General features: G+C 58.8%; 21 protein-coding genes, 1 tRNA gene and 1 pseudogene. 12 read left to right on the forward strand and 11 right to left on the reverse strand.

Going from position 1 to position 21,730, the window contains the following annotated elements:
* Positions 1–73 precede the first annotated feature (73 nt).
* The gene (locus QRN46_RS12940) at positions 74–592 is read right to left on the reverse strand and encodes a hypothetical protein (protein ID WP_011335526.1); all 519 of its coding nucleotides are present in this window, start codon (positions 590–592) and stop codon (positions 74–76) included.
* Positions 593–912: 320 nt separating this feature from the next.
* On the opposite strand from QRN46_RS12940, the gene mgtE reads away from it, so the two are divergent.
* A complete protein-coding gene (mgtE, locus tag QRN46_RS12945; RefSeq protein ID WP_011335525.1) occupies positions 913–2,355 on the forward strand; it encodes a magnesium transporter in 1,443 nt (480 codons plus the stop codon).
* Positions 2,356–2,469: 114 nt separating this feature from the next.
* On the opposite strand, the gene QRN46_RS12950 is transcribed toward mgtE, so the two are convergent.
* Entirely contained in the window at positions 2,470–2,796 is a 327-nt protein-coding gene (locus QRN46_RS12950; RefSeq protein ID WP_003178899.1) for an Arc family DNA-binding protein, read from the reverse strand.
* A gap of 389 nt (positions 2,797–3,185) precedes the next feature.
* Here QRN46_RS12950 and phnN point away from each other — a divergent pair, with 389 nt between their 5' ends.
* Entirely contained in the window at positions 3,186–3,755 is a 570-nt protein-coding gene (gene phnN, locus QRN46_RS12955; RefSeq protein WP_011335524.1) for a phosphonate metabolism protein/1,5-bisphosphokinase (PRPP-forming) PhnN, read from the forward strand.
* Here phnN and QRN46_RS12960 read toward each other — a convergent pair.
* Complete coding sequence (locus tag QRN46_RS12960) at positions 3,730–3,909, reverse strand: PA3371 family protein (protein ID WP_221615372.1); 180 nt, start codon at positions 3,907–3,909, stop codon at positions 3,730–3,732. The genes phnN and QRN46_RS12960 overlap by 26 nt on opposite strands.
* Positions 3,910–3,929: 20 nt before the next feature.
* Positions 3,930–4,157 carry a hypothetical protein gene (locus QRN46_RS12965; protein WP_221615373.1) on the reverse strand — a complete coding sequence of 76 codons (228 nt, stop codon included), beginning with the start codon at positions 4,155–4,157 and terminating at the stop codon, positions 3,930–3,932.
* A 285-nt stretch (positions 4,158–4,442) separates the two neighbouring features.
* Between QRN46_RS12965 and QRN46_RS12970 the strand changes: the two genes are divergently transcribed.
* Positions 4,443–4,519: transfer RNA gene (locus tag QRN46_RS12970), tRNA-Arg, on the forward strand.
* A 54-nt stretch (positions 4,520–4,573) separates the two neighbouring features.
* Here QRN46_RS12970 and QRN46_RS29120 read toward each other — a convergent pair.
* Both QRN46_RS29120 and QRN46_RS29125 read right to left on the reverse strand, forming a co-directional pair.
* The gene (locus tag QRN46_RS29120) at positions 4,574–5,437 is read right to left on the reverse strand and encodes a methyl-accepting chemotaxis protein (RefSeq protein ID WP_409438513.1); all 864 of its coding nucleotides are present in this window, start codon (positions 5,435–5,437) and stop codon (positions 4,574–4,576) included.
* Positions 5,432–6,400: pseudogene (locus QRN46_RS29125) on the reverse strand (MCP four helix bundle domain-containing protein); the annotation flags it as partial. The gene QRN46_RS29120 and the pseudogene QRN46_RS29125, both read right to left, overlap by 6 nt.
* Positions 6,401–6,576: 176 nt before the next feature.
* Here QRN46_RS29125 and QRN46_RS12980 point away from each other — a divergent pair.
* The 3 genes from QRN46_RS12980 to QRN46_RS12990 are packed head-to-tail and all read left to right on the forward strand — an operon-like array spanning position 6,577 to position 10,166.
* Positions 6,577–7,977 (forward strand): cytochrome c, encoded by a 1,401-nt coding sequence (locus QRN46_RS12980; RefSeq protein ID WP_221615374.1) that lies wholly within the window; start codon positions 6,577–6,579, stop codon positions 7,975–7,977.
* 3 nt (positions 7,978–7,980) lie between these two features.
* Complete coding sequence (locus tag QRN46_RS12985; protein ID WP_221615375.1) at positions 7,981–8,535, forward strand: sugar dehydrogenase complex small subunit; 555 nt, start codon at positions 7,981–7,983, stop codon at positions 8,533–8,535.
* Entirely contained in the window at positions 8,532–10,166 is a 1,635-nt protein-coding gene (locus tag QRN46_RS12990; protein ID WP_221615376.1) for a GMC family oxidoreductase, read from the forward strand. Before QRN46_RS12985 ends, QRN46_RS12990 begins: the two co-directional genes overlap by 4 nt.
* Positions 10,167–10,247: 81 nt before the next feature.
* Here the strand turns inward: QRN46_RS12990 and QRN46_RS12995 are convergent, their stop codons facing one another.
* Positions 10,248–11,630, reverse strand: a complete 1,383-nt coding sequence (locus QRN46_RS12995; protein WP_285355055.1) for a lysozyme inhibitor LprI family protein — start codon at positions 11,628–11,630, stop codon at positions 10,248–10,250.
* 215 nt (positions 11,631–11,845) lie between these two features.
* On the opposite strand from QRN46_RS12995, the gene QRN46_RS13000 reads away from it, so the two are divergent.
* From QRN46_RS13000 to QRN46_RS13015, 4 genes are all read left to right on the forward strand, one after another.
* Positions 11,846–13,450, forward strand: a complete 1,605-nt coding sequence (locus tag QRN46_RS13000) for a tetratricopeptide repeat-containing response regulator (protein WP_011335516.1) — start codon at positions 11,846–11,848, stop codon at positions 13,448–13,450.
* On the forward strand, positions 13,447–14,139 hold the full coding sequence (locus QRN46_RS13005) for a sensor histidine kinase (RefSeq protein ID WP_039772101.1): 693 nt from the start codon (positions 13,447–13,449) through the stop codon (positions 14,137–14,139). The genes QRN46_RS13000 and QRN46_RS13005 overlap by 4 nt, the downstream gene beginning before the upstream one ends.
* A gap of 219 nt (positions 14,140–14,358) precedes the next feature.
* Complete coding sequence (locus QRN46_RS13010; RefSeq protein WP_221615439.1) at positions 14,359–15,600, forward strand: glutamine synthetase family protein; 1,242 nt, start codon at positions 14,359–14,361, stop codon at positions 15,598–15,600.
* A 68-nt stretch (positions 15,601–15,668) separates the two neighbouring features.
* The gene (locus QRN46_RS13015) at positions 15,669–17,027 is read left to right on the forward strand and encodes an MFS transporter (protein ID WP_221615378.1); all 1,359 of its coding nucleotides are present in this window, start codon (positions 15,669–15,671) and stop codon (positions 17,025–17,027) included.
* Between the two features lie 59 nt (positions 17,028–17,086).
* Here QRN46_RS13015 and QRN46_RS13020 read toward each other — a convergent pair whose 3' ends face one another.
* The 4 genes from QRN46_RS13020 to flgA form a co-directional block, all read right to left on the reverse strand.
* The gene (locus QRN46_RS13020) at positions 17,087–17,821 is read right to left on the reverse strand and encodes a flagellar brake protein (RefSeq protein WP_011335512.1); all 735 of its coding nucleotides are present in this window, start codon (positions 17,819–17,821) and stop codon (positions 17,087–17,089) included.
* A gap of 95 nt (positions 17,822–17,916) precedes the next feature.
* A complete protein-coding gene (locus tag QRN46_RS13025; RefSeq protein ID WP_221615379.1) occupies positions 17,917–18,384 on the reverse strand; it encodes a flagella synthesis protein FlgN in 468 nt (155 codons plus the stop codon).
* 48 nt (positions 18,385–18,432) lie between these two features.
* The gene (flgM, locus tag QRN46_RS13030; protein WP_007960324.1) at positions 18,433–18,759 is read right to left on the reverse strand and encodes a flagellar biosynthesis anti-sigma factor FlgM; all 327 of its coding nucleotides are present in this window, start codon (positions 18,757–18,759) and stop codon (positions 18,433–18,435) included.
* Between the two features lie 206 nt (positions 18,760–18,965).
* Positions 18,966–19,727, reverse strand: coding sequence for a flagellar basal body P-ring formation chaperone FlgA (gene flgA, locus QRN46_RS13035; protein ID WP_080511025.1), 762 nt, complete (start codon positions 19,725–19,727; stop codon positions 18,966–18,968).
* 82 nt (positions 19,728–19,809) lie between these two features.
* Here flgA and QRN46_RS13040 point away from each other — a divergent pair, with 82 nt between their 5' ends.
* Positions 19,810–20,742 carry a chemotaxis protein CheV gene (locus QRN46_RS13040; protein ID WP_011335509.1) on the forward strand — a complete coding sequence of 311 codons (933 nt, stop codon included), beginning with the start codon at positions 19,810–19,812 and terminating at the stop codon, positions 20,740–20,742.
* A gap of 47 nt (positions 20,743–20,789) precedes the next feature.
* Positions 20,790–21,617, forward strand: a complete 828-nt coding sequence (gene cheR / locus QRN46_RS13045; RefSeq protein ID WP_007960327.1) for a protein-glutamate O-methyltransferase CheR — start codon at positions 20,790–20,792, stop codon at positions 21,615–21,617.
* Positions 21,618–21,730: the final 113 nt, after the last annotated feature.

Consider the following 21,730-nt stretch of genomic DNA (forward strand, 5'->3'; position numbering starts at 1 on the left):
AGTACTCGGCTACGAACCGAGCGGTCACAGGTTCGAATCCTGTCGAGTGCACCATATACCGAAAAGCCCGCGTTTAACGCGGGCTTTTTGCTGTCCGGGATTTGGCTTTTCCCGTCACACATCCTTTCTCATCAAAATCGATTTGAGCACTGCGGCCTCGCTTGAGGTCGTAACGATAACTCGTTGCCGAATTACGGATGCTCACTTTGTCGGGTTTGCCCAAGGCGCTTTCAACATCCTGTTGGCTCATGCCGGCGATGATTCGTTGATTGATGATCGCCTCGCGTTTCTGTCGCGCGTCGATCAAGTCTCCGCATTTGTCCTGGGTGCGCCCGACGACGGCCATTTCTCGCTTTCTGATATTCATGCCGGATATTTCTTCGTGCCGGGCTTCAGGTATCAGTGTCACGGTCGAGCCAGGCGAGTAGGGGCGAACTTCCTGCAATGAAAGGTGCTCATCGTTCGCGCAGCTCAATGTGGTGAACGTGACGCTACCATCAGAGGCTTCGCAGCGATGAAGTGTCGTTGCGCTGCCGATGGTGGGCAGGCAGAGCAGGGTGGTCAGCATGAATCGGGATGTTTTCGATGGCATTCGGCGTCCTCCATGACGATCCTGATCAAGCCTAGCTGGCAGTTTTTTTACCGTCGGTGTGTTTTCTTTTCAGGATGAGTCGTCGCAGTGTGAAGGATCAGGACAGCGCTCAGCTTTGTCTCGCAAGCGCTTGTTTCAGCCACGATTTTTTAACGTTTAAAACCGTCAGGCGGTGTATCATTGCGCCCGTCAGCCCCGCCGGGGCTTATGGAAAACCTCCATGGACTTACCCAGTAGTTATTCAGTAACCCGTTTCACCAATCATGAATTGACTGATTGATCCTTCCGGCGTGCCCCGCTGCTGGGAGTGGAGTTCGCCTATGTCCGAAATCGAAGTAAAGAAAACACAGGAAAGCCTGCAGGATCGCCTGGCTCAGGTCGTCGAGCTGCTGCAGCGCCAGCGGGTCGTCGAAGACCTGACTCATCGCCAGGAAGGCCCGCATCATGACCGGGTCGAGAACCTGGTCCACCGGCAAAACCTCGTCGAGCTGCAACGCAAGCTCGATGATCTGCACTCCGCCGACGTCGCCTACATTCTTGAAGCCCTGCCGCTGGACGATCGTCTGACGCTCTGGCAGCTGGTCAAGGCCGATCGCGACGGCGACATTCTTCTCGAAGTATCCGATTCCGTCCGTGAAACGCTGATCGCCGACATGGACGATCATGAGCTCCTGGCTGCGGCCAAGGACATGGATGCCGACGAACTTGCTGACCTGGCCTCCGAGCTGCCGCGAGACGTCGTCCATGAGCTGATGGAGACTCTGGATCAGCAGCAACGTGAGCGTGTGCGTTCGGCTCTCTCCTACGATGAGGAGCAGGTCGGTGCGCTGATGGACTTCGAGATGGTGACCATCCGTGAGGACGTCAGTCTTGAAGTGGTTCTGCGTTACCTGCGCCGCCTGAAAGAGCTGCCGGGTCATACCGACAAACTGTTCGTCGTCGACTACGACGGCGTGCTCAAGGGCGTGCTGCCAATCAAGCGTTTGCTGGTCAATGATCCGGAAAAACAGGTTTCCGAAGTCATGGCCAGTGATCCGGTGAGTTTTCATCCGGATGAAGATGCCTACGACGCCGCTCAGGCGTTCGAACGTTACGACTTGATCTCGGCCCCGGTGGTCGACAAGAACGGCAAGCTGATCGGCCGTCTGACCATCGACGAAATGGTCGATCTGATTCGTGAGGAGAGCGAAAGCGAAGTCCTCAACATGGCGGGTCTGCGCGAGGAGGAAGATATCTTCGCCTCGGTCTGGAAATCCCTGCGTAACCGTTGGGCGTGGCTGGCGATCAACCTGATCACGGCATTCGTCGCATCGCGGGTGATCGGTCTGTTCGAAGGTTCAATCGAGAAGCTGGTGGCGCTGGCGGCGCTGATGCCGATTGTGGCGGGCATTGGCGGCAACTCGGGCAACCAGACGATCACCATGATCGTTCGCGCCATGGCGCTCGACCAGGTCAGCACCGGCAACACCTCGCGCCTGATGCGCAAGGAACTGGCCGTGGCGTTGATCAACGGCCTGGTCTGGGGCGGTGTGATCGGTGTGGTGGCTTACATGCTCTACGGTAGTTGGTCGCTGGGCGTGGTGATGACGGCCGCCATGACGCTCAATCTGCTGCTGGCAGCGTTGATGGGGGTGTTGATCCCGATGACGCTGGCCAAGATGGGTCGCGATCCGGCGATGGGCGCCAGTGTGATGATCACGGCCATGACCGACAGTGGTGGCTTCTTCATCTTCCTGGGGCTGGCGACGATTTTCCTGCTCTGATTGCCTGTATCGAAACAGCCCGCCGATTGGCGGGCTTTTTTTCGCCCCTGAAAAACCCGAATTGCGGGCAAAAAAAAGCCAGCATTCATGCTGGCTTGAGATATTCGGTTTGACTCAGGATGCGTCTGCGGCCATTTCGGCGTCGTGGGCGATCAGAGAAACCAGCGCGTTCTGCTGGCGATGGGAAAGTTGACGGAAGCGTTGCAGCAGCTCGCGTTCGTGCAGCGAGAGCTCCGGGCTGTCCAGGCGCATGCTCAACTCTTCGCCCAGTGCACCTTCCTGAATAAGACTCTGCTCAAGGCGCGCAATGATCTCGGAGTTCATGCTGCGATGATGATTGCGAGCCACCTCGGCAATGCGTTCACGCATTCCGTCTGGCAGACGTACGACGAACTTGTCAGCCGTACGGCTGGAATAAATTGCCTGTTTCAATGGGCGCATATATTTAACCGGTTAGTTCAGGGGAGCGGTTCTCGGGATTGGCCGCAGGATGTGTGGTAGGACAAGCATCCGCGCCAAATGGTTCAACCTGAATTGTTAAGAGGCGCGCATCATGCCTCAAAATTGCCAGATCATTGGCGTCAATTCTGTGACAAATATTGATCCGGGTAAAGGCGTAATGCCAGCACCAATTATCAGAAATGCGGACTGGTTTGAAAAGAAAGCATCGGCCCGTATCACTGACCGCGTCCTGAAGCATATCGACTGATGCCCGAAGGCGTCAGAACGTGCATGCTATGCGGGTTGAATCCTTGTTCCTTACCTTGTACAGGATAGTGGCAAATGGCCGATTTACTAGGGGCAAATGCCCGCCGGAGGGCGTTTTCAGGATGGATGGCAGGCTGATTTACCTCATGGGCCCTTCCGGCTCCGGCAAGGACAGTCTGATCGAGGCTGCGCGCGAACCCTTACGAGCGTTGAACTGCGAAATCATTAGACGAGTGATCACCCGTTCAGCCGAATCCGTGGGCGAGGATGCGATCGGTGTGACGCCGCAGGCGTTCGAGCAGCGTCTGCGGGCTGGCGAGTTTTCGCTGGCGTGGGAGGCCAATGGTCTCGCCTACGGGATTCCGGTGGAAATGGACCAATGGTTGAAAACCGGTAAGCACGTCCTGGTCAACGGCTCTCGGGCGAACCTTCGGCAAGCGCTGGAAAGCTACCCGACACTGGTGCCTGTGTTGTTGACGGTTCGGGATGATGTCCTGCGTGAGCGCCTGCTCCGGCGTGGCCGGGAGACGCTTGAGCAGATCGATGCGCGGCTGGCCCGCAACACGCTGTTCAAGGACAGGCGTTCAACTGACAGCCCTGTGCACCTGATCGATAACTCAGGCGATCTGGCCGATGCCGTCAATCATCTGCTGGAGCTGGTCAGGTTCAGCGCAATACCGGATCAAACTTGATCTTGCGCCCGGCCACCAGCGCCAATACAAACAGCGCCGAAAAGATGCCGCACCCGATCAGGGGCAGGGATATTTCGGTTTCCTCGAACAGCGAAAAATGCCCGAGGCCACTCAATAAGGCGAGGATCAGAAATCCTGCAGCTGACTTGGACATGCTGTACTCCTGAAGAAATTTCAAAACACCAGACGTTCAGTCGAATGCGCCGGCAGCGCCTGTTCAGACTGGCTGACCGCTTGCGGGGCGAAGCTCTCATCGCTCAACACCGCCCATTGCGGCGCCTTCTGCACTTGCAGGTAATGCGGCATGCGCCCGGCCACTTTCTCATTGTCCTCGGGGACGAAGTGAAAGCCCATCAGGACGGCCAGTGCGATTGCATTTGCGAACACGAGGGCGCTGTTCATGAGACGAGTCTCCGATTGTTCTTGTATAAGAACCGGTAAAGCAGCCGTCGTGCCAATAGTCTAACCGCTGTTAAGTCCTTTAAAAACAAGCATTTAAGAGGGTTTTTCGAAGAGGAAGCATTGCATTCTGCAATGATGGCTTTTTGGGAGGGATGCAAAATGCACGGTAAAACGTCCGGCACCCTTGCAAGGCGCCTGCCTACACTTAAAAAGCCCTGCGGACGACATGACAAATCAGGGCCCGGCCGTTAACATGCACGCCGTCTGTCGCACCGACAGTCCTGTGTCCCAGTAGCTCAATTGGATAGAGCATCCCCCTCCTAAGGGGAAGGTTGGCAGTTCGAACCTGCCCTGGGACACCATCCATTGAAAAGCCCCGCGCAGGTAATCTGGCGGGGCTTTTTGTTGTCGCCATTTTATAAGCGGAAGCGACTGACCATGGTGTTGAAGGACGCCGCCAGGTTGGACAGTTCCTGGGTCGAGGCGCTGGTCTGATGCGCACCTGCCGCCGTTTGGGTGGACAGATCCTGGATGTTGACCAGATTACGATCCACTTCGCGAGCGACGTGTGCCTGTTCTTCCGAAGCAGTGGCGATGACGAGGTTGCGATCGTTGATCTGCGAGATGCCGTCGGCAATCAGCTCCAATGCCTGGCCGGTCGCTTGCGCCAGTGACTGGGTTTCGCTGACCAGCGCCTGGCTTTTCCCCATGGCGCCAACGGCTTCGTCTGCACTGTTGCGAACGTCGTTGATCATGCCTTCGATTTCCCCTGTCGAGGCTTGGGTTCTTGCCGCCAGGGCTCGTACCTCGTCGGCGACCACGGCAAAACCTCGACCTTGCTCACCCGCGCGTGCGGCCTCGATGGCGGCGTTAAGTGCCAGCAGATTGGTTTGCTCGGCAATCCCCCGGATCACATCCAGCACCTTGCCGATGTCTCGAACCTTCTCCGCCAGGTCTTTGACCATTGTGGTGGAGGTGGCGATTTCCGTGGTTGCATGGTTGATCGCAGCGACGGCGCTTCGCGCTTGATCGCGTCCATTGCCGGCTTCCCGGCTGGTGGCTTGGGAGGCCTCGGAGGTGGACACGGCGTTGCGCGCGACTTCCTCCACGGCGGAGGTCATTTCCGTGACAGCGGTCGCTGCCTGCTGGATCTCGTCGTTCTGACGGATCAGACCACGGCTTCCGTTGTCGGTGACGGCGGTGAGTTCTTCGGCAGCTGAAGCCAGTTGATCTGCCGCGTTGGCGATCTGCTGAATAGTGCCTTTCAGACTGCCCTGCATCTCGGCCAGGGCCGTGAGCAACTGACCGGCCTCGTCGCGGCCGGTGCTGACGATGTTTTGAGTCAGGTCTCCCCCAGCGATGCTTCGGGCGCTTTCAACGGCTTTGGAGATGGGGCGGCTGATCAGTCGGCTGATGAACAGGCCGAGCAAAATCGCAGCGACGAAGGCCAGCACGATGCCGATGTACAGCGACGTCTTGGCGGACGACTCCGTCAGAACCGAACGCTTTGCGGCTTCGCTGACTTGCATATCGTTGGAGTTGGTCATGATGGTCAATTCGTCCATGACGACGCGGTAGTTCTTTTGCAGGTCGCCGAGCAGCAGTTCGCGGCCGTTTTCCAGGTCGCCGGCCTTCATCAGGGCCAGATACTTTTGCACGATCGCCTGGTAAACGGGCCAGGCTTTTTCCATTCGGTCGCCTGCTGCACGTTCGTCGTCGGCAAGCTTGGTTTTTCGATATTCGGCAAAGGCTTTTTCACTCGCCAACTGGTTCGCGCTCATCGAGGCGAGGAATTCGTCTTTGGTGCTCTGTGGCAGGTTGGCGGCAGTGGCGACGTAAAGCCGATACATGTCACGGGTCTGTCCGACAGCCTTGATTTTGGTCTGCGCGATGTTGGCGACGGCGACGAGGTTGTTGCCGAACACCGATCTGAGGCTTGTCGAGAGCTCGGTCACTCCCCGGCTTCCCAGCAGGCCCACCCCCAGGGTGATGAAGGCGCACGCCGCGAAGGCGGTGATCAATTTCGTGGAAAGTCTTGCGTCATTCAACCAACTCATAAGGGGCATCCTGCTGAAATGTGGGGTTGGGACAATATCGAGTGCAGCTCGTAAGAAAATGGTGTGTCGTCGTACATCTTTCGGCTGCTGAGTCCACAACTGTAGGGTTACCAGTTGTTTCTCACGTAAATATATTCTGCATGAAATCCCTTGTAGCCATCGTTTTAGAGCGCTCAGCACATACATACAAAAGATGGCACTTGGCCTTTTCTATTTATTGCCAAGTGTTACATTGTGTGGAATATTCCAAAAATACGTACGACATCGTACCTCTTCGCCCTTGGCTTCCGAGATGGCGAGGATGCCGTGTTCGTGATTTCCAGAACCGTGAAAAAAGAACGAAGCAGCCTAGGGTAGGACTCATGTCGCGTCGCATTGATAAAGGGAAAAGCAGGGGGTACACCTTTGCCGGATGGGTCACGCTGTTGATCGCCACCGTCGGAACAGCGAATGGCGAGGCACTCGAAAGCACTGCATCGGTGGGCAAGCGTCTGGCGGTAGCGGCTGACTGTGTGGCTTGCCACACGGCGCCAGGCGGCAAGGCTTTTGCGGGCGGCTATCCGCTCAGTTCGCCGATGGGCACCATTTACTCGACCAACATCACACCTTCGAAAGCGGCGGGTATTGGCCATTACACCTCAGAGCAATTCGCCCGCGCGGTGCGTGACGGGGTGACGGCCGATGGCACTCGGCTGTACCCGGCGATGCCCTACACCTCCTATTCGAAGATGACCGACAGCGACATTGCTGCGCTCTACGACTACTTCATGCATGAAGTGGCGCCGGTCGATACGCCGAACCAGAAAACCGCTCTGGATTTCCCGTTCAATATCCGTGCATCGATGATTGGCTGGAACGCGCTGTTCCACAGCAAAACACGCTTCACGCCGGATCCGGCCAAGTCCGCCGAGGTCAATCGCGGCGACTATCTGGTCAACGGCCTGGCTCACTGCGACACCTGCCACACACCGCGCAATGTCCTGATGGCGGCCGACAGCGCAAAACCGCTGGCCGGCGGATTACTGGGCAGTTGGTATGCCCCCAATATCACCTCCGACAAAGTCAGCGGAATCGGGGCCTGGTCAAGCGACGAGATCGTGGCCTATCTGCGTACCGGTCACGTCGAGGGCAAGGCCCAGGCGGCGGGGCCGATGGCCGAGGCGGTGGAGAACAGTCTGCAGCATCTGAGCGATGTGGATCTCAAAGCCATCGCGGCCTTTCTGTTGCAGACCACGCCGATCAAGACCGGGGAGAGCACGGCCCGGCACGAGTTTGGTCAGGCTTCGGCTGATGAGCTGACGCTGCGCGGAGGCAAGCCGGGCGACAACCCGGGCTGGCACATATTCAGTGGCACTTGCGCCAACTGCCATCAGCCGAACGGTCAGGGCACCCGGGAATACCCATCACTGTTTCATAACACTGCCACCAGTCGCAGCGACAACCTGATCGCGGCCATCGTGTACGGCGTGCATCGTGAAGTCGACGGTGTGGCCATCGACATGCCGGGTTTCGGCCCCGACGCGCTATTCACCGACCGCCTGAACGACCAGCAGATTGCCGACGTCAGCAACTACGTGCTGTCGCGCTACGGCAATGCCGACACGGTTGTCACCGCCGCCGATGTGGCACAGGTACGCAACGGTGGGCCCCAGGCGCCACTGGCAGTGATGGCGAAGTTTACGATCCCGGTCATCATTCTCGTGTGCTTGTTGATCGGCCTGGGCGCATGGGCCTTGATGGCACGTCGGCGCAAGGAGGCCTGAGCAATGGACACTTCAATGACGCACAAACAAGTAACGGTTCAACCCGAAGCCTCGGCGGGGCTCACTCGCCGCAATCTGTTGCGCGGTTCCGTGACGCTGGGCCTGGCGGCGATGATCGGCAGTGCGCTGCCCTGGCAGTCGGTGCTGGCAGCCCAGGTATCGAGCGACGATTTCATTGCGCTGTCGCAGTTTCTGGTCAGCCGTGCGGTCAATCCGGTCCTGGCCGGTCGTTACTACGCTGCGCTGGACAAGCGCGCGCCGAATTTCTCGACCAACGTGATTGCCCTGAAGCAATTGATCGGCGCACAGGGGTACCGGCATGTCGATGAATACCTGGCGCAGCCGAACCCGGATCCGTCGCTGCGGGCCACGGCCACCAGCATCATTTCCGCCTGGTATCTGGGCATTGTCGGTGAGCCGGCGGATGCGGAGCTGATCAGCTATTCCCTCGCCATGATGTATCAGCCCACTCACGGCATTCTCATCATTCCAACCTACGGTGGCGGCCCGGATTCATGGGGTCCCAAACCATCAGTCATTCAGGACTCGACAGTATGAGCAGCGATCAATTCGATGCCGATGTGGTGATCATCGGTTCCGGTGTCATGGGCGGTCTGATCGCCACGGGGCTGGCCAAAGCGAACAAGTCGGTGATCGTGCTCGAGGCCGGGCCTCGGGTGAATCGTCGTGATGTGGTGGAAACGTTCCGCAATGCGCCGGTGAAACTCTCGCTGGCCAATGCCAAGCTGCAGGGCGCCGGGTCGCCTTATCCGAGCCTGCCCCACGCGCCGTCGACCTACGGCGACTATTTGCAGCAGGTAGGGCCGGTGAAATACAACACCTCGTATCTGCGTGTAGTGGGTGGGACCACCTGGCATTTCGGTTCCTCGCTGTGGCGCATGCTGCCCAATGATTTTCGTCTCAAGTCGCTGTATGGCCGTGGTCGCGACTGGCCGATCAGTTATGACGAACTCGAACCGTACTACGCTCGGGCTGAAATCGAACTGGGCGTTTCCGGCGTCGACGGCCAGGACGAAAGCGGGCAGGGCGGGGACGCCTATCCGCCGCGCTCGATTCCCTATCCGATGGAGGGCCTGAAACCGAGCTACATGTTCAAGCGCCTTTCCGAATTGCTCAGCAAGGGTGGGTATAACCCGATCCTCGAGCCGAATGGCCGGGCGACCCGCCCCTATGGCAAGCGGCCTCCCTGCGCTGGCAACAACAACTGCAACCCGGTGTGTCCGATTGCCGCCAAGTACGACGGTTCGATGCACATCGATGAGGCCGAGCGCCATGGCGCCAAGGTGCTGGACAACTCTGTCGTCTACAAGATCGAGGCGGGCGACGACGGCAAGATCACCGCGATCTGGTACATGCGCCCCGACAAGACCAAACACAAACTGACCGCCCGGGCCTTTGTACTGGCGGCGTACGGTATCGAGTCGCCGAAGCTGCTGTTGATGTCGACCTCGGAAAAGTACCCGAACGGGATTGCCAACTCCTCGGATCAGGTCGGGCGCAACCTGATGGACCACACCGGCATCAGCATGAACGTCATGACCAAGGAAGACATGTGGCCGGGCGAAGGGCCGACGCAATTGCTGGTTTATCTGAACAGCCGCGATGGCGCGTTTCGCAACGATTATCCGAGCTACAAGATCAAGGTGCGCAACACCGTGCCGACGTCGCAAATCACCTCGAACCTGATCGCCAAAGGTGTCCTGGGCTCGAAGCTCGATGAGCAGATCCGCCTGCAATCGGCGCGCTCCCTGAACTGGGCTGTCGACTTCGAAACCCTGCCACTGCCGGAAAACCGGGTCACCCCGAGCAAGACCAAGTTCGACGCCATCGGTCTGCCGGTTCCCGAGATCTACTACAGCGTTCCCGACTACTGGCACGCCGGTAAAGAGAAGGCGCTGGAAGACTTCAAACAGTTTGCGAAATTGCTCGACGCCGACATCGTCAGTACGGACACGGGCTTCCAGAACCGTCAGCACATCATGGGCACCACCATCATGGGCGATGACCCGAAAGACTCGGTGGTGGACCGCGATTGCCGCAGTCACGACCATTCCAACCTGTTCATCGCTGGCACGAGCGTCATGCCATCGTCCTCCTGCGTGAACCCGACGCTGACGGGTGCGGCGTTAAGTATTCGGATTGCCGATGTGTTGGTGGCGGAGGTCTGAGAAGCGCCCTGAAGTACAAAGCCCCACGCAGAGGTGTCTGGTGGGGCTTTTTTGTGTCTTTCAATCTTGCAGGAGGAAGGGCTAGAAAATTTCAGCTCCACCCTCTGCCTTTCCAATCGAGGTTGTGACGTTCGTGAAATGTCGGCGGCCGTTGACTGAGAAGCCCCGTTCGGGATCCTGAGACCCAGGCTTGCGCAAAGTCAGCAAGGCGGGCAATCCGTCTTTCTCGCTGTAACTACCAAACCAATTGTTCAGCCTTGCGATGAAGCACTCGTTGTCGATGAAAACTGGCAAGTCCATGACGGTTTCTACTGCGTAGTAACCTGCGCCGTAACTGTAATAATCATCGTCACCCGAGCCCGATGCAGGAATGGGGCAGAGGGGGCCTTTGTGTTGGCTGGGTTGTTGAGGTTTACCCGCACCCGATTGGGTCAGGGCTTTTATGAGAGTCTTTCGCAAGACTGGGTCCAGTACGTAGCTGGTACTGCTTTCCTCGGAGTATTGATTGCTCGGCACGATCAACTTGTAGTCATACCGAACCGTCACTGTTGGTATTTGGCTGTTGATCTTCAGGGGATTGAGCAGGTAGATCTGATCGACACCGTATGACCCGTTGCGATAGGCGAGATACATCCTTCCATGAGATTTGATCCAGGCTGCCGATTGGTTGGCGCCTCGATCACTGGTGGAGAACAACGAGCTGCCGGCGCTGGCGTCCGGATCATAGGGAGCCAGCCTTCTGGTGAACCGTTCTCCATCGCGACGGAAGGTTTCATAGAAGCTGAAGAGGCCTGTACCACCGGTGTAGGTTGAAACGATCAGATCCCGTTGACCGTCGCCGTTCAGGTCTATCAATGAGTAATTCGCCTGGCCCTGCTCGGCATCAGCGTCAAGACCGGAAGCTTTAAGCGCCTTCCATTCATTCGGGGTTACACCCTTGGGAATGCTTTTGGGAAACAAGGTCTGATCGTAAGTGTTGTCGTCGCTGGGATCACCGGAGAACGAAGTTTCGCCGTCGTCGGTTGAGAGAGAATCCAGCGCTCGCTCCAGCGCAAACTCCGGGTTCTCCTTGCTCATCTCCCGAATCCGTTGCTGCAGATCCTCCATGACCTGTTTATCAATGTCGTCCGGCTTGTAGGCCACCGCGTCGATCCACTGAGCGTGCAAGACCTGCAAACGATCCTGATAACGCTGGTTCAGGCAACTGACCTCCTCGCCACATCGATCACGCTCCTTCAGCCACTGGCGCTGGGCGTTTTTCACTTCGGCCTGCGCCGGGGCAGCTTTCATAAGCTTCCGATAAGCCGCCCCCATCTGCGCATCCAGCTCATACAAAGGCTTGTCCGCGCAAATCGCCTTCTCCACAGCACTCGCCGCCTTTGTGCAGTCCATTCCGCTCGCCACTGCCTGCTGAAAAAACAGCAGCGCACAGACCGACACGATGTAGCGTCCCTTGATGTACACGATGAATCCTTTGCCGTTGGAAGGTGTGAACCGCCGCGCAGGGTAATCCTTGCGCAACGAATCTTGAACCCCCGCTTCAAGAGAATCGCTGATCCGGCCGATAACCCGTTCGGTGACTACAGAGTCGCGCGAAATCGCTTGATAGCATTTGGCCGGCAGCTATCATCTGCGCGCCTGGAAATGGTCCATCCTCTTCAATTGCCTGGAAATCCTCGATGCTGTCGTATCACCAAAAGAGTTTTCTGATCGTCGATGATTTCTCGGATTTCCGCAGTTCCGTGCGTTCGATGTTGCGCGAGTTGGGCGTCAAGGATGTGGACACCGCCGACACCGGTGAGCAGGCGCTGAAAATGTGCGCGCAGAAGTCCTACGATTTTATTCTGCAGGACTTCCACCTCGGTGACGGCAAGAAGAACGGTCAGCAGGTGCTGGAAGACCTGATGATGGAGAAGCTGATCAGCCACGAAGCGGTGTTCGTGATGGTCACGGCCGAGACCAGTCAGGCGATGGTGCTCAGTGCCCTGGAGCACGAGCCGGACGCGTACCTGACCAAACCTTTCAATCGCTCCGGCCTGGCTCAGCGCCTGGAGCGGCTGGAGCAGCGCAAGACCCTGCTCAAGCCGATCCTGCAAGCCCTCGACCGGGGCAAGCCGATGGAGGTGCTCAACGCCTGCATCGCCCTGTGCAAACAGGACATCCGTTATTCGCCGCTGTGCTTGCGCTATCGCGCCGATGCGTTGCGCGACATGAACCAGAACGAAGCGCTCGAGCGCCTTTACGACAGCATCATCGCTGACCGGCCGTTGCCGTGGGCGTTTGCCGGGTTGGGCAAGTTGCTGTTCAAGCGCGGGCAAGTCAGTCAGGCCAAGGGCGTTTACGAAAAAGCCCTGAAGGTCTTCCCGATGATGCCGGCGCTGTACGACGGCATGGCCGACGTGCTGGTCGCCGAAGGCGATACCAAAGGCGCGCAGCAAGTGCTGGAAGAGGCGATTCGACTGTCGCCGCTGGCCGTGCGCCGTCAGGCGTTGCTGGGCAAGCTGGCGATGGCCAACGAAGATTTCGACACCGCCTCCCGGGCTTATCGCCAGGCGGTGAATCAGGGCGCGCAATCGCGCTTCAAGGATCCGGAAAGCAATCTCGGCCTGGCTCACGCGCTGATCAGCAAGGGCAGCGAGCGCGGGCTCGACACCCGCACGCGGCTGGAGATCAATACCACCCTCAGCGCCGTGGCCAAGGAAAACCCGACCGATCCGGGCCTGCAGATTCGCGCGCGTCTGATGAAGGCCACGAGCCTGTTGCTCAACGATGCCGAAACCGCCGAAAAACTCACCGAGCAAGCGCTGATGCGCCTCGACGGCATGGAGCAGTTCATGAGCCCCGAGGCGGCGTTGCTGGTGGCCAAGCAATTGCAGATGCTCGGCCAGGCCGAGGCGGGCACCTCGATGCTCAAGAGTTGTGCGGAAATCTACGGCGATGACCCGACGGTGATGAAAGACATCGCCAAGCTCACCGACGACCCGACTATCCTCAGCTCCAGCAACGCTGCCGCCGACCTCAACCGTCAGGGCGTGCGCGTGTACAAGACCGGCAATCTGGTCGAGGCCCGCGAGGTGTTCCGCAAGGCGCTGAAGATGCAACCGAAGAACATCAGTATCGCGCTGAACATGGCCCAGTCGCTGCTGCACGGCACCGACACCAATGTGCCGTCGGCGGAGCTGGAAGAATGTCGGGCCTGCCTGAAACTGGTGGGTCTGATGCCCGACACCGACGCGCGTTATCCGCGTTATCAGAAGCTGAAAAGCAAGGCGTTTGGCGAATGAACCAAGACGAGCAGGCACTGGATTTTTCCACGGTGATCGCCTCCACCGTGCACGACATGAAAAACTCTCTGGCGATGCTGATGCAGGCCCACAGCCAATGGCTGGCGCGTCTGCCCGAGGCGCAGCGCCAGGGGCCGGAGCAGGGCGTGATCGACTTCGAGTTCGCCCACCTCAACGGCATGCTGGTGCAGCTGCTCGGGCTGTACAAGCTCGGGGTCAATCAGATGCCGTTGCAGCCGGCTTATCACGAGCTGGACGACTTCATCGAGGCGCAACTGGCGGCGCATCAGGAAGTGTTCGCCAGTCGTGGAATCCTCGCCACATACGAAGTCGATCCGCTCAGTCCCCTGGGCTTCTTCGATCGTGAGCTGATCGCCTCGGTGCTGGGCAACTGCATCAATAACGCCATCCGCTACGCCCGCGAATCGCTGCTGATCACCGTCAGCGACGAAGCCGGGCAACTGGTGCTGAGCATCAATGACGACGGCGACGGTTACCCGGCCGAAATGCTCGAGCGTCAGGCCGATTATGTGCAGGGCATCAACCACAGCAGTGGCAGTACCGGCCTTGGTCTGTACTTCGCCGGACGCATCGCCGCGCTGCATCAGCGCAACGGTGTAGGCGGGCGTACCGAGATCCGCAATGGCGGCCCGTTGGGCGGCGGCGTGTTCAGTATTTACCTGCCCTGAATCACCGATTCATCGACCGGAATTCTTTTTGTTGGCTGCTGCTTGATATTCCGAACAGCCGAAGCCTATTTTGTCCGGGTCGCCGTTCGCGGCTCGCACAATAACAAGGATTGCGTCATGACAACCGATGGCCAGCGTTCACTCGCGCAGCGATTGACGGGCATTGATGAGATTGAATGTGTCACGCCGGATTTGAACGGCGTGCCACGGGGCAAGGTAATGACCGCCGAGGGCTTCCTCGAAGGGCGGCGTTTGCAGTTGGCCCGGGGGGTATTGCTGCAATGCATCATGGGTGGTTATCCCGCCGCAAAATTCTATGGCAGCGATGACGGTGATCTGGCGCTGGTGGCCGATCCTGCGCAGATCCATCCGTTGCCATGGAGTGATGAACCGCGGGCCTTCGCAATCTGTGATGCCGACGAACTGACCGGCGAAAGCTCCAACCTGTCGACCCGTGGTCAGCTCAAGAAAGTCATTGCCCGCTACGCAGCTCTCGGTCTGGCGCCGGTGGTGGCGACCGAACTTGAATTCTTTGTGTTCGCGCCGAACACCGACCCGACCCAGCCGTTCCAGCCGCCCGTCGGTCTCGACGGTCGTCGCGAGGACGGTCATTCGGCGTTCAGCGTCAGCTCCAACAACGGTCTGCGGCCGTTCTTCAGTGAAGTCTATAAATGCATGGCGGCCCTCGGTCTGCCGCGCGATACCTTCATGCACGAAATGGGCGTCAGCCAGTTCGAGATCAACTTGCTGCACGGTGATCCGCTGTTGCTGGCCGACCAGACCTTCCTGTTCAAGCACCTGCTCAAGGAAGTCGCGCTCAAGCACGGCCTGACCGTGGTGTGCATGGCCAAGCCGCTGGCGCACACACCGGGCAGTTCGATGCACATTCACCAGAGCATCGTCGAAATCGGCAGCGGCAAAAATGTGTTCAGCGACGCGGATGGCCAGCCGACCGCGATGTTCCGCCACTTCATCGGCGGGCAGCAGGCAGGCATGGCTGATTTCACCGCGCTGTTTGCACCAAACGTCAATTCGTACCAGCGCCTGTGCCATCCGTTCGCGTCACCGAACAATGCCTGCTGGTCCCACGACAACCGCGCCGCCGGCCTGCGCATTCCGGCCAGTTCGCCGGTCGCACGCCGTGTCGAGAACCGTTTGCCGGGGGCCGATGCCAACCCGTATCTGGCCATCGCTGCGAGCCTGGCTGCCGGCTTGTACGGCATCGAGCATGAGCTGGAACCAAGCGAAGCGATTCAGGGCGAGTTCGACGTGCCGGACCATCTTTCGCTGCCGTGTACCTTGCACGCGGCGCTCGAACGTCTGAAGCGCAGCCAGCTTGCAAAGGAACTGTTCGGCACGGAGTTCATCGAAGGTTACATCGCTTCGAAGACCATGGAGTTGACCAGCTTCTTTGATGAAATCACTCCCTGGGAACGCCGTGTTCTAGCAGCCCAGGCCTGACGAAATGTCGCCGTCGGGCTATCGTTTGATAGCCCGATACTTACTGCAAGGAGCCGCTCGGAACGCCGATGCGCCAAATCTGGAAATCCTTTCGAGCGCTGTATTTCGCCTCGCTGATGATGTTGATCGGCTCGGGCCTTCTTTCTACTTATCTGGCTTTGCGTCTGGCTGCCGACCATGTCGACGGGTTGTGGGTCGGTGCGTTGATGGCCGCCAACTATTTCGGTCTGGTGCTGGGCGGCAAGATTGGTCACCGCTTGATTGCCCGGGTCGGGCATATCCGCGCCTACTCGGCGTGTGCCGGGATCGTCGGTGCGGCGGTGCTCGGTCACGGGCTGGTGGACTGGTTGCCGGCGTGGCTGGTGCTGCGGACCATCGTCGGTCTCGGCATGATGTGCCAATACATGGTGATCGAGAGCTGGCTGAACGAGCAGGCCGACGCCAATCAGCGCGGTCTGGTGTTCAGTGGCTACATGATCGCGTCGTACCTGGGGCTGGTGCTCGGTCAGCTGATTCTGGTCATGCACCCGGGCCTTGGCCTGGAACTGCTGATGCTGGTCGCGCTGTGTTTTGCCCTGTGTCTGGTGCCGGTGGCGCTGACCCGTCGGATTCACCCGGCACCGCTGCATCCGGCGCCGATGGAGCCGCGCTTCTTTATCAAGCGTGTGCCGCAGTCGCTGAGCACGGTGCTCGGGGCCGGGCTGATCATCGGTTCGTTCTATGGTCTGGCGCCGCTGTATGCCTCCCAGCAGGGGCTGTCCACCGAGCAGGTCGGTCTGTTCATGGGTAGCTGCATTTTTGCCGGGCTGGTGGTGCAGTGGCCGCTGGGCTGGTTGTCCGACCGCTATGACCGGGCGCTGTTGATCCGCTGTTTCGCGCTGTTCCTCGCGGTTGCTTCGTTGCCACTGGCGATCCTGCCGCAAGTGCCGCTGGAGGTGCTGTTCGTGGTCGGCTTCCTCTGTTCGCTGGTGCAGTTCTGCCTGTACCCGTTGGCGGTGGCGTTCTCCAACGACCACGTCGAAGGCGAACGTCGGGTGTCGCTGACGGCGATGCTGCTGGTGACCTACGGCGTGGGCGCCAGTATCGGGCCGCTGGTGGCCGGGGTGCTGATGAAGCTGTTCGGGGCGCAGAGCCTGTACGCGTTCTTCACCTTTTTCGCGCTGGTGCTGGTGTGGCGGATCCGGCCGAAAGCCGTGACCAATCTGCACCAGGTCGACGATGCACCGCTGCATCACGTGGCGATGCCGGACAGCATGTCCAGCTCGCCGCTGGTGGCTGCGCTTGATCCGCGGGTGGATGAACAAGTGGTGCAGGAGCAGATGCAGAATACGGTCGCTCCGGAGCCTGAACCCGAGCCAGAACCTGTCGCGCCAACCGACTCGACAATCGAAGGCGAAGGGCCGGACATCAGCCCCGCCAGACCGTGATTCAGGCATAAAAAAACGGGCAGTCACCGCAGTGACTGCCCGTTTTTTATGCTTGCCGATCAGAGGTCGTCTTTATCGAACCGACGCGCTTCGCGTTGCAGTTGATAAACGAAACGCTCGACGTTGCGGGCCGCCGGGCCGCTGATGTTGTGAAAACGCAGGCCGGCGAAAGTGATGTTGAGTTTTTCTTCGAAGTGCAGGTAACGCAACTCGACCGAGGTCGGCTGGTTGCCGAACAACGGCGCGGCGATCAGACGATCATAAACCTGGCCCAATTGCAGACGGTCGGTGATGTCGCCTTCGAAACGCAGTTTGCAGCCAGTGGCGGAGATATCCAGCAGTTTGCCGTCGATCGGTGCCTTGAGCTTTTCGCCACCGAGCACAACGCTGACCAGATCGGTCAGCTTGAGGGCTGCGCGGAAGGCGTTGCGGCGCTGGTGATAAACCACTTCGGTGGGCAGGTCGCCGGTGTAGAAGCGGTCGCCACTGGATTCTTCGATGTTCAGTGTGCCGTTGCATTCCCAGGCAATGCGCACACCGTCATGAAAACCTTCGACCTTGAACGGCTCGCCGGCGAGCAGGAAGCGTTCGCCATCGCGCGGGATCATCTCGTCCAGGGCAATCGTGGCGGTTTCCCGGTCAACCTTGATCAGATAGCTCTGGAAGCGCTGGCTGCGCTCGTGGAAGGTGATGATCAGCGGATCATGGCTTTCAAGCAGCTGGCGCAGATTGCTGGAGATCTCCAGGGGCGTGGTAAGCACCTTTGGGGGCTGCGGAGCGTCATCATTGGACACGTTAAATCAATCTCCAGACAAAATTTGACTACGGCTGGCCAGTATTTTGCCAGCATGTTTCGCACGTTGATAGGGCGCAAGCATGGAAGAAAGCATCACGCCTGGCTGAGCGCGCGTGGTTTCTGCAGTTTGGAGAAGGTGCCACTGGCATCGTAGAGCGCGGGAGGCTCGCCGCCGGTGAGGATTTTCAGCTGATTGGCCGTGGCGGCCTGCTGCATGACGATCGATTGGCCATTTCTGGCATTGGCTGCCTGGCACTGGGCGATCAGATCGGTCAGGACATCGCTCTGGCTCAGCAACTGGTCGCCGATGCTCGACTGGCTGGCCAGTTGTTCCAGGCCGGCGCGGTCGATCGACAGATTGAGGCTGGCGAGGATTTCGCTGCGTTTGCGGCCATGCTGTTCGAGCAGAATGATCAATGCCTGCTTGTTCGCCAGAATTTCTTCCAGCAGAGGCATGTCGCGACCGTGCAAGGCGAGGGACTCGGTTTGCAGTAACTCCAGCAATTGTTGAGCTGGAGCAAAGTCGTCGGTGATCAGTTGCAATAGATTAGTGTCGTGCATGGCTGGCCTTGGGTTTTAAGCGTCCAAAAGCCTGGCGCAGACCGAGGCCTAGCGCTGGGCTTCGAAGTTGAGCAGTTTGCTGGCTACACGGTTGCTGTCGACTTTATAGCTGCCATCGGCAATCGCTGCTTTCAATTCGGCCACGCGGGCTTTGTCGACGGCAGGCTGATCGCGCAGCTTGTCAGTGACCTTCTGCAACTGTTGAGCCTCATTGCTGAGGTGTACCGATTCCCCGCTTTTTGCGGTACTGGCCTGTTCGGCCGGGGTATTCAGCGGCGCGGAAGTGCCGGTTTCGGCGGTTTCCTTGGCGTTGCTGGTACGTGTACTGCCCGTAAGTGACGAGGAGCTGTTCAAACGGCTGAAATCGATGACCATGTTAAAAACCTCTGGGAATTTGGACGCTTGCCATGTTCTCGGCCATCCCCTGGAAAACTTTAGGCTCATTTAGCAATGAGCTTGCATGCGCCGTTGCAGATCCTGCTGCGGCACAGTTTAGGGAACAGCTCTGGTCAGCGCCAGTTTTCTGCTTGAGTACTCAGGGGCTTTTCAAATATCCGTTCATTCTGCCGCTCACTCGCCGCTTACATCGCTACTTCCACCTGGCCGGGCGCCACAACCTGCGCCTTGATGACCCGTTGGGAGTTGAGGTTTTTCACCCGAATCTGTTCTTTCAGGCCGCCGTTGGCCAGCGCTTCGCCCGGCATCCGCACGGCGAGGGTACCGCTGCGGGCGGTGATCACCACCTGATCGCCCTTGCGAACCACTTCCGCCTGTTCCAGATGCACCAGGGTGATGACTTGATCGGCGACCGTTGGTCGGGTCAATTTCTGTCCGATGGCTTCATCCACCGACGTCAGGAAACCCTGGTTGATCGTGCTGACGTCGCGCTCGCGCAAGGTCACGTCCTGCGGCTCGATGATGCCGGCGCGTTTGAGTGGCCGCGTGGTCGTGACAATCTCGCGAAACAGGCGGACTTGAGCGGGCACGAACACCGTCCAGGGGGAGGCGCCTTCGCAGCGGACCTTCACCGTGACACGGCCCAAAGGACGTGCCGGACTCTCCAGTGTCGCTGTCAATTCCTTGTCGCACATAGGCATGCGCATGCGTGGATCGAGCTGGTTGACCTCGATTTCATAACGGCCTTCCGTTTGACTGGTAGCCAGATAGTCTTCTACGGTGAATTCAAGAAAGCCCTGAGTGACGCCGATAAGCATGTCAGGCAAGGTAACCGCATCAGCACCGGCAGGGCTGCCAGCGAAAAAAAGGCAAACGGCGGACATCGCGCAAAGCCCTCTGCGGAGGGGAGATGTCAGGCGTCGGAAAAATGTCGTTTGAGCGTTCATACGAGTTAAAAAGCAAGCGCCGTGCCGTTTAGCAATGAATGTGCGTCGCAACAACACTTGGCGTTGGTGTAGGAGTCTGGGCATGGCTGGTGTAATGGATTCGGTGAACCAGCGCACGCAACTGGTGGGGCAGAATCGCCTGGAGCTGTTGTTGTTCCGTCTTGACGGCCAGCAGCTCTACGGGATCAACGTGTTCAAGGTTCGGGAAGTGCTGCAGTGCCCGCAACTGACGCTGATGCCCAAGTCCAGTCCTGTCGTGTGCGGGGTGGCGAATATCCGGGGGGCGACCATTCCGATCCTTGATCTGGCGATGGCGACCGGCTCCGGTGCTTTGAAAGACAAGAACAGTCCGTTCGTGATCATCACGGAATACAACACCAAGACCCAGGGTTTTCTGGTGCGCTCGGTCGAACGTATCGTGAACATGAACTGGGAAGAGATTCATCCGCCGCCCAAGGGCACCGGACGCGATCATTACCTGACCGCTGTGACTCGGGTCGACAATCAGTTAGTCGAAATCATCGACGTCGAGAAGGTGCTGGCGGAAGTTGCGCCGACACCGGAAGCGATTTCGGTCGGCGTGGTGGATGTCGAGACCCAGAGCAAGGCGTTGTCGCTGCGGGTGCTGACGGTCGACGACTCGTCGGTGGCGCGCAAGCAGGTGACGCGTTGCCTGCAGACGGTCGGCGTCGAAGTGGTGGCGTTGAACGACGGCAGGCAGGCGCTCGATTACCTGCGCAAGCTGGTCGACGAGGGCAAGAAGCCGGAAGAAGAGTTCCTGATGATGATCTCCGACATCGAAATGCCGGAGATGGACGGGTACACCCTGACGGCCGAGATCCGCAGCGACCCTCGCATGCAAAAGCTTCATATCATCCTGCATACTTCGTTGTCGGGTGTGTTCAATCAGGCGATGGTCAAGAAAGTCGGTGCCGATGACTTCCTGGCCAAGTTCCGTCCTGATGACCTGGCATCCCGGGTAGTCGACCGGATCAAAGCAGCAGATATCAGCTAAGGGCCTTCTGCCCTCGGCGTTCAACACGATTTAAGAGGCGGCATCATTTGTCTACGGGTAATTTGGATTTCGAACAGTTCCGGGTCTTCCTGGAAAAAGCCTGTGGCATTTTGCTCGGTGAAAACAAGCAGTACCTGGTGTCGAGCCGTCTCAACAAACTGATGGAGCAGCAAGGCATCAAGTCCCTGGGTGAGCTGGTACAGCGCATCCAGACCCAGCCGCGCAGCGGTTTGCGTGAGCAGGTGGTCGATGCCATGACGACCAACGAAACCCTGTGGTTTCGCGACACCTATCCGTTTGAAGTCTTGAAGAACAAGGTGCTGCCCGAAGCGATCAAGGCCGCTCCCAACCAGCGTCTGCGGATCTGGTCGGCGGCCTGTTCGTCGGGTCAGGAACCGTATTCGCTGTCGATGTCGATCGATGAGTTCGAGCGGACCAACATCGGCCAGTTGAAGATGGGCGTGCAGATCGTCGCTACTGATCTGTCCGGCAGCATGCTGACCAACTGCAAGACCGGCGAGTACGACAGCCTGGCGATCGGTCGCGGTCTGTCCGCCGATCGCCTGCAGCGCTACTTCGACCCGAAAGGGCCGGGGCGCTGGGTGATCAAGGCGCCGATCAAGAACCGTGTGGAATTCCGCTCGTTCAACCTGCTCGACAGCTACGCAAGCCTGGGCAAGTTCGACATCGTGTTCTGCCGCAACGTGCTGATCTACTTCTCCGCCGAGGTGAAGAAAGACATCCTGTTGCGCATTCATAGCACGCTGAAGCCGGGCGGTTATCTGTTCCTTGGCGCTTCCGAAGCGCTGAACGGTCTGCCGGATCATTACCAGATGGTTCAGTGCAGCCCGGGGATCATCTACCAGGCGAAGTGATCAAGACCGGCAACACAGGAAACGGGAGTCCTCAGGGCTCCCGTTTTTTTATGCCCAAAGGTTTTGCCGGTGGGCAGGCGGCAGAAAAGCGGCATCCGGCGGAAACCGGTTGC

This window comes from Pseudomonas sp. lyk4-R2A-10, assembly GCF_030209075.1.
Classification (GTDB): domain Bacteria; phylum Pseudomonadota; class Gammaproteobacteria; order Pseudomonadales; family Pseudomonadaceae; genus Aquipseudomonas; species Aquipseudomonas glycinae.

Excerpts from the sequence above, each read along its gene's own strand:
- QRN46_RS12940 (WP_011335526.1), bottom strand. The coding sequence starts at position 592 with ATGCCATCGAAAACATCCCGATTCATGCTGACCACCCTGCTCTGCCTG.
- mgtE (WP_011335525.1), top strand. The coding sequence starts at position 913 with ATGTCCGAAATCGAAGTAAAGAAAACACAGGAAAGCCTGCAGGATCGC.
- QRN46_RS12950 (WP_003178899.1), bottom strand. The coding sequence starts at position 2,796 with ATGCGCCCATTGAAACAGGCAATTTATTCCAGCCGTACGGCTGACAAG.
- phnN (WP_011335524.1), top strand. The coding sequence starts at position 3,186 with ATGGATGGCAGGCTGATTTACCTCATGGGCCCTTCCGGCTCCGGCAAG.
- QRN46_RS12960 (WP_221615372.1), bottom strand. The coding sequence starts at position 3,909 with ATGTCCAAGTCAGCTGCAGGATTTCTGATCCTCGCCTTATTGAGTGGC.
- QRN46_RS12965 (WP_221615373.1), bottom strand. The coding sequence starts at position 4,157 with ATGAACAGCGCCCTCGTGTTCGCAAATGCAATCGCACTGGCCGTCCTG.
- QRN46_RS29120 (WP_409438513.1), bottom strand. The coding sequence starts at position 5,437 with ATGCAGGGCAGTCTGAAAGGCACTATTCAGCAGATCGCCAACGCGGCA.
- QRN46_RS12980 (WP_221615374.1), top strand. The coding sequence starts at position 6,577 with ATGTCGCGTCGCATTGATAAAGGGAAAAGCAGGGGGTACACCTTTGCC.
- QRN46_RS12985 (WP_221615375.1), top strand. The coding sequence starts at position 7,981 with ATGGACACTTCAATGACGCACAAACAAGTAACGGTTCAACCCGAAGCC.
- QRN46_RS12990 (WP_221615376.1), top strand. The coding sequence starts at position 8,532 with ATGAGCAGCGATCAATTCGATGCCGATGTGGTGATCATCGGTTCCGGT.
- QRN46_RS13000 (WP_011335516.1), top strand. The coding sequence starts at position 11,846 with ATGCTGTCGTATCACCAAAAGAGTTTTCTGATCGTCGATGATTTCTCG.
- QRN46_RS13005 (WP_039772101.1), top strand. The coding sequence starts at position 13,447 with ATGAACCAAGACGAGCAGGCACTGGATTTTTCCACGGTGATCGCCTCC.
- QRN46_RS13010 (WP_221615439.1), top strand. The coding sequence starts at position 14,359 with ATGACCGCCGAGGGCTTCCTCGAAGGGCGGCGTTTGCAGTTGGCCCGG.
- QRN46_RS13015 (WP_221615378.1), top strand. The coding sequence starts at position 15,669 with ATGCGCCAAATCTGGAAATCCTTTCGAGCGCTGTATTTCGCCTCGCTG.
- QRN46_RS13025 (WP_221615379.1), bottom strand. The coding sequence starts at position 18,384 with ATGCACGACACTAATCTATTGCAACTGATCACCGACGACTTTGCTCCA.
- flgM (WP_007960324.1), bottom strand. The coding sequence starts at position 18,759 with ATGGTCATCGATTTCAGCCGTTTGAACAGCTCCTCGTCACTTACGGGC.
- flgA (WP_080511025.1), bottom strand. The coding sequence starts at position 19,727 with ATGAACGCTCAAACGACATTTTTCCGACGCCTGACATCTCCCCTCCGC.
- QRN46_RS13040 (WP_011335509.1), top strand. The coding sequence starts at position 19,810 with ATGGCTGGTGTAATGGATTCGGTGAACCAGCGCACGCAACTGGTGGGG.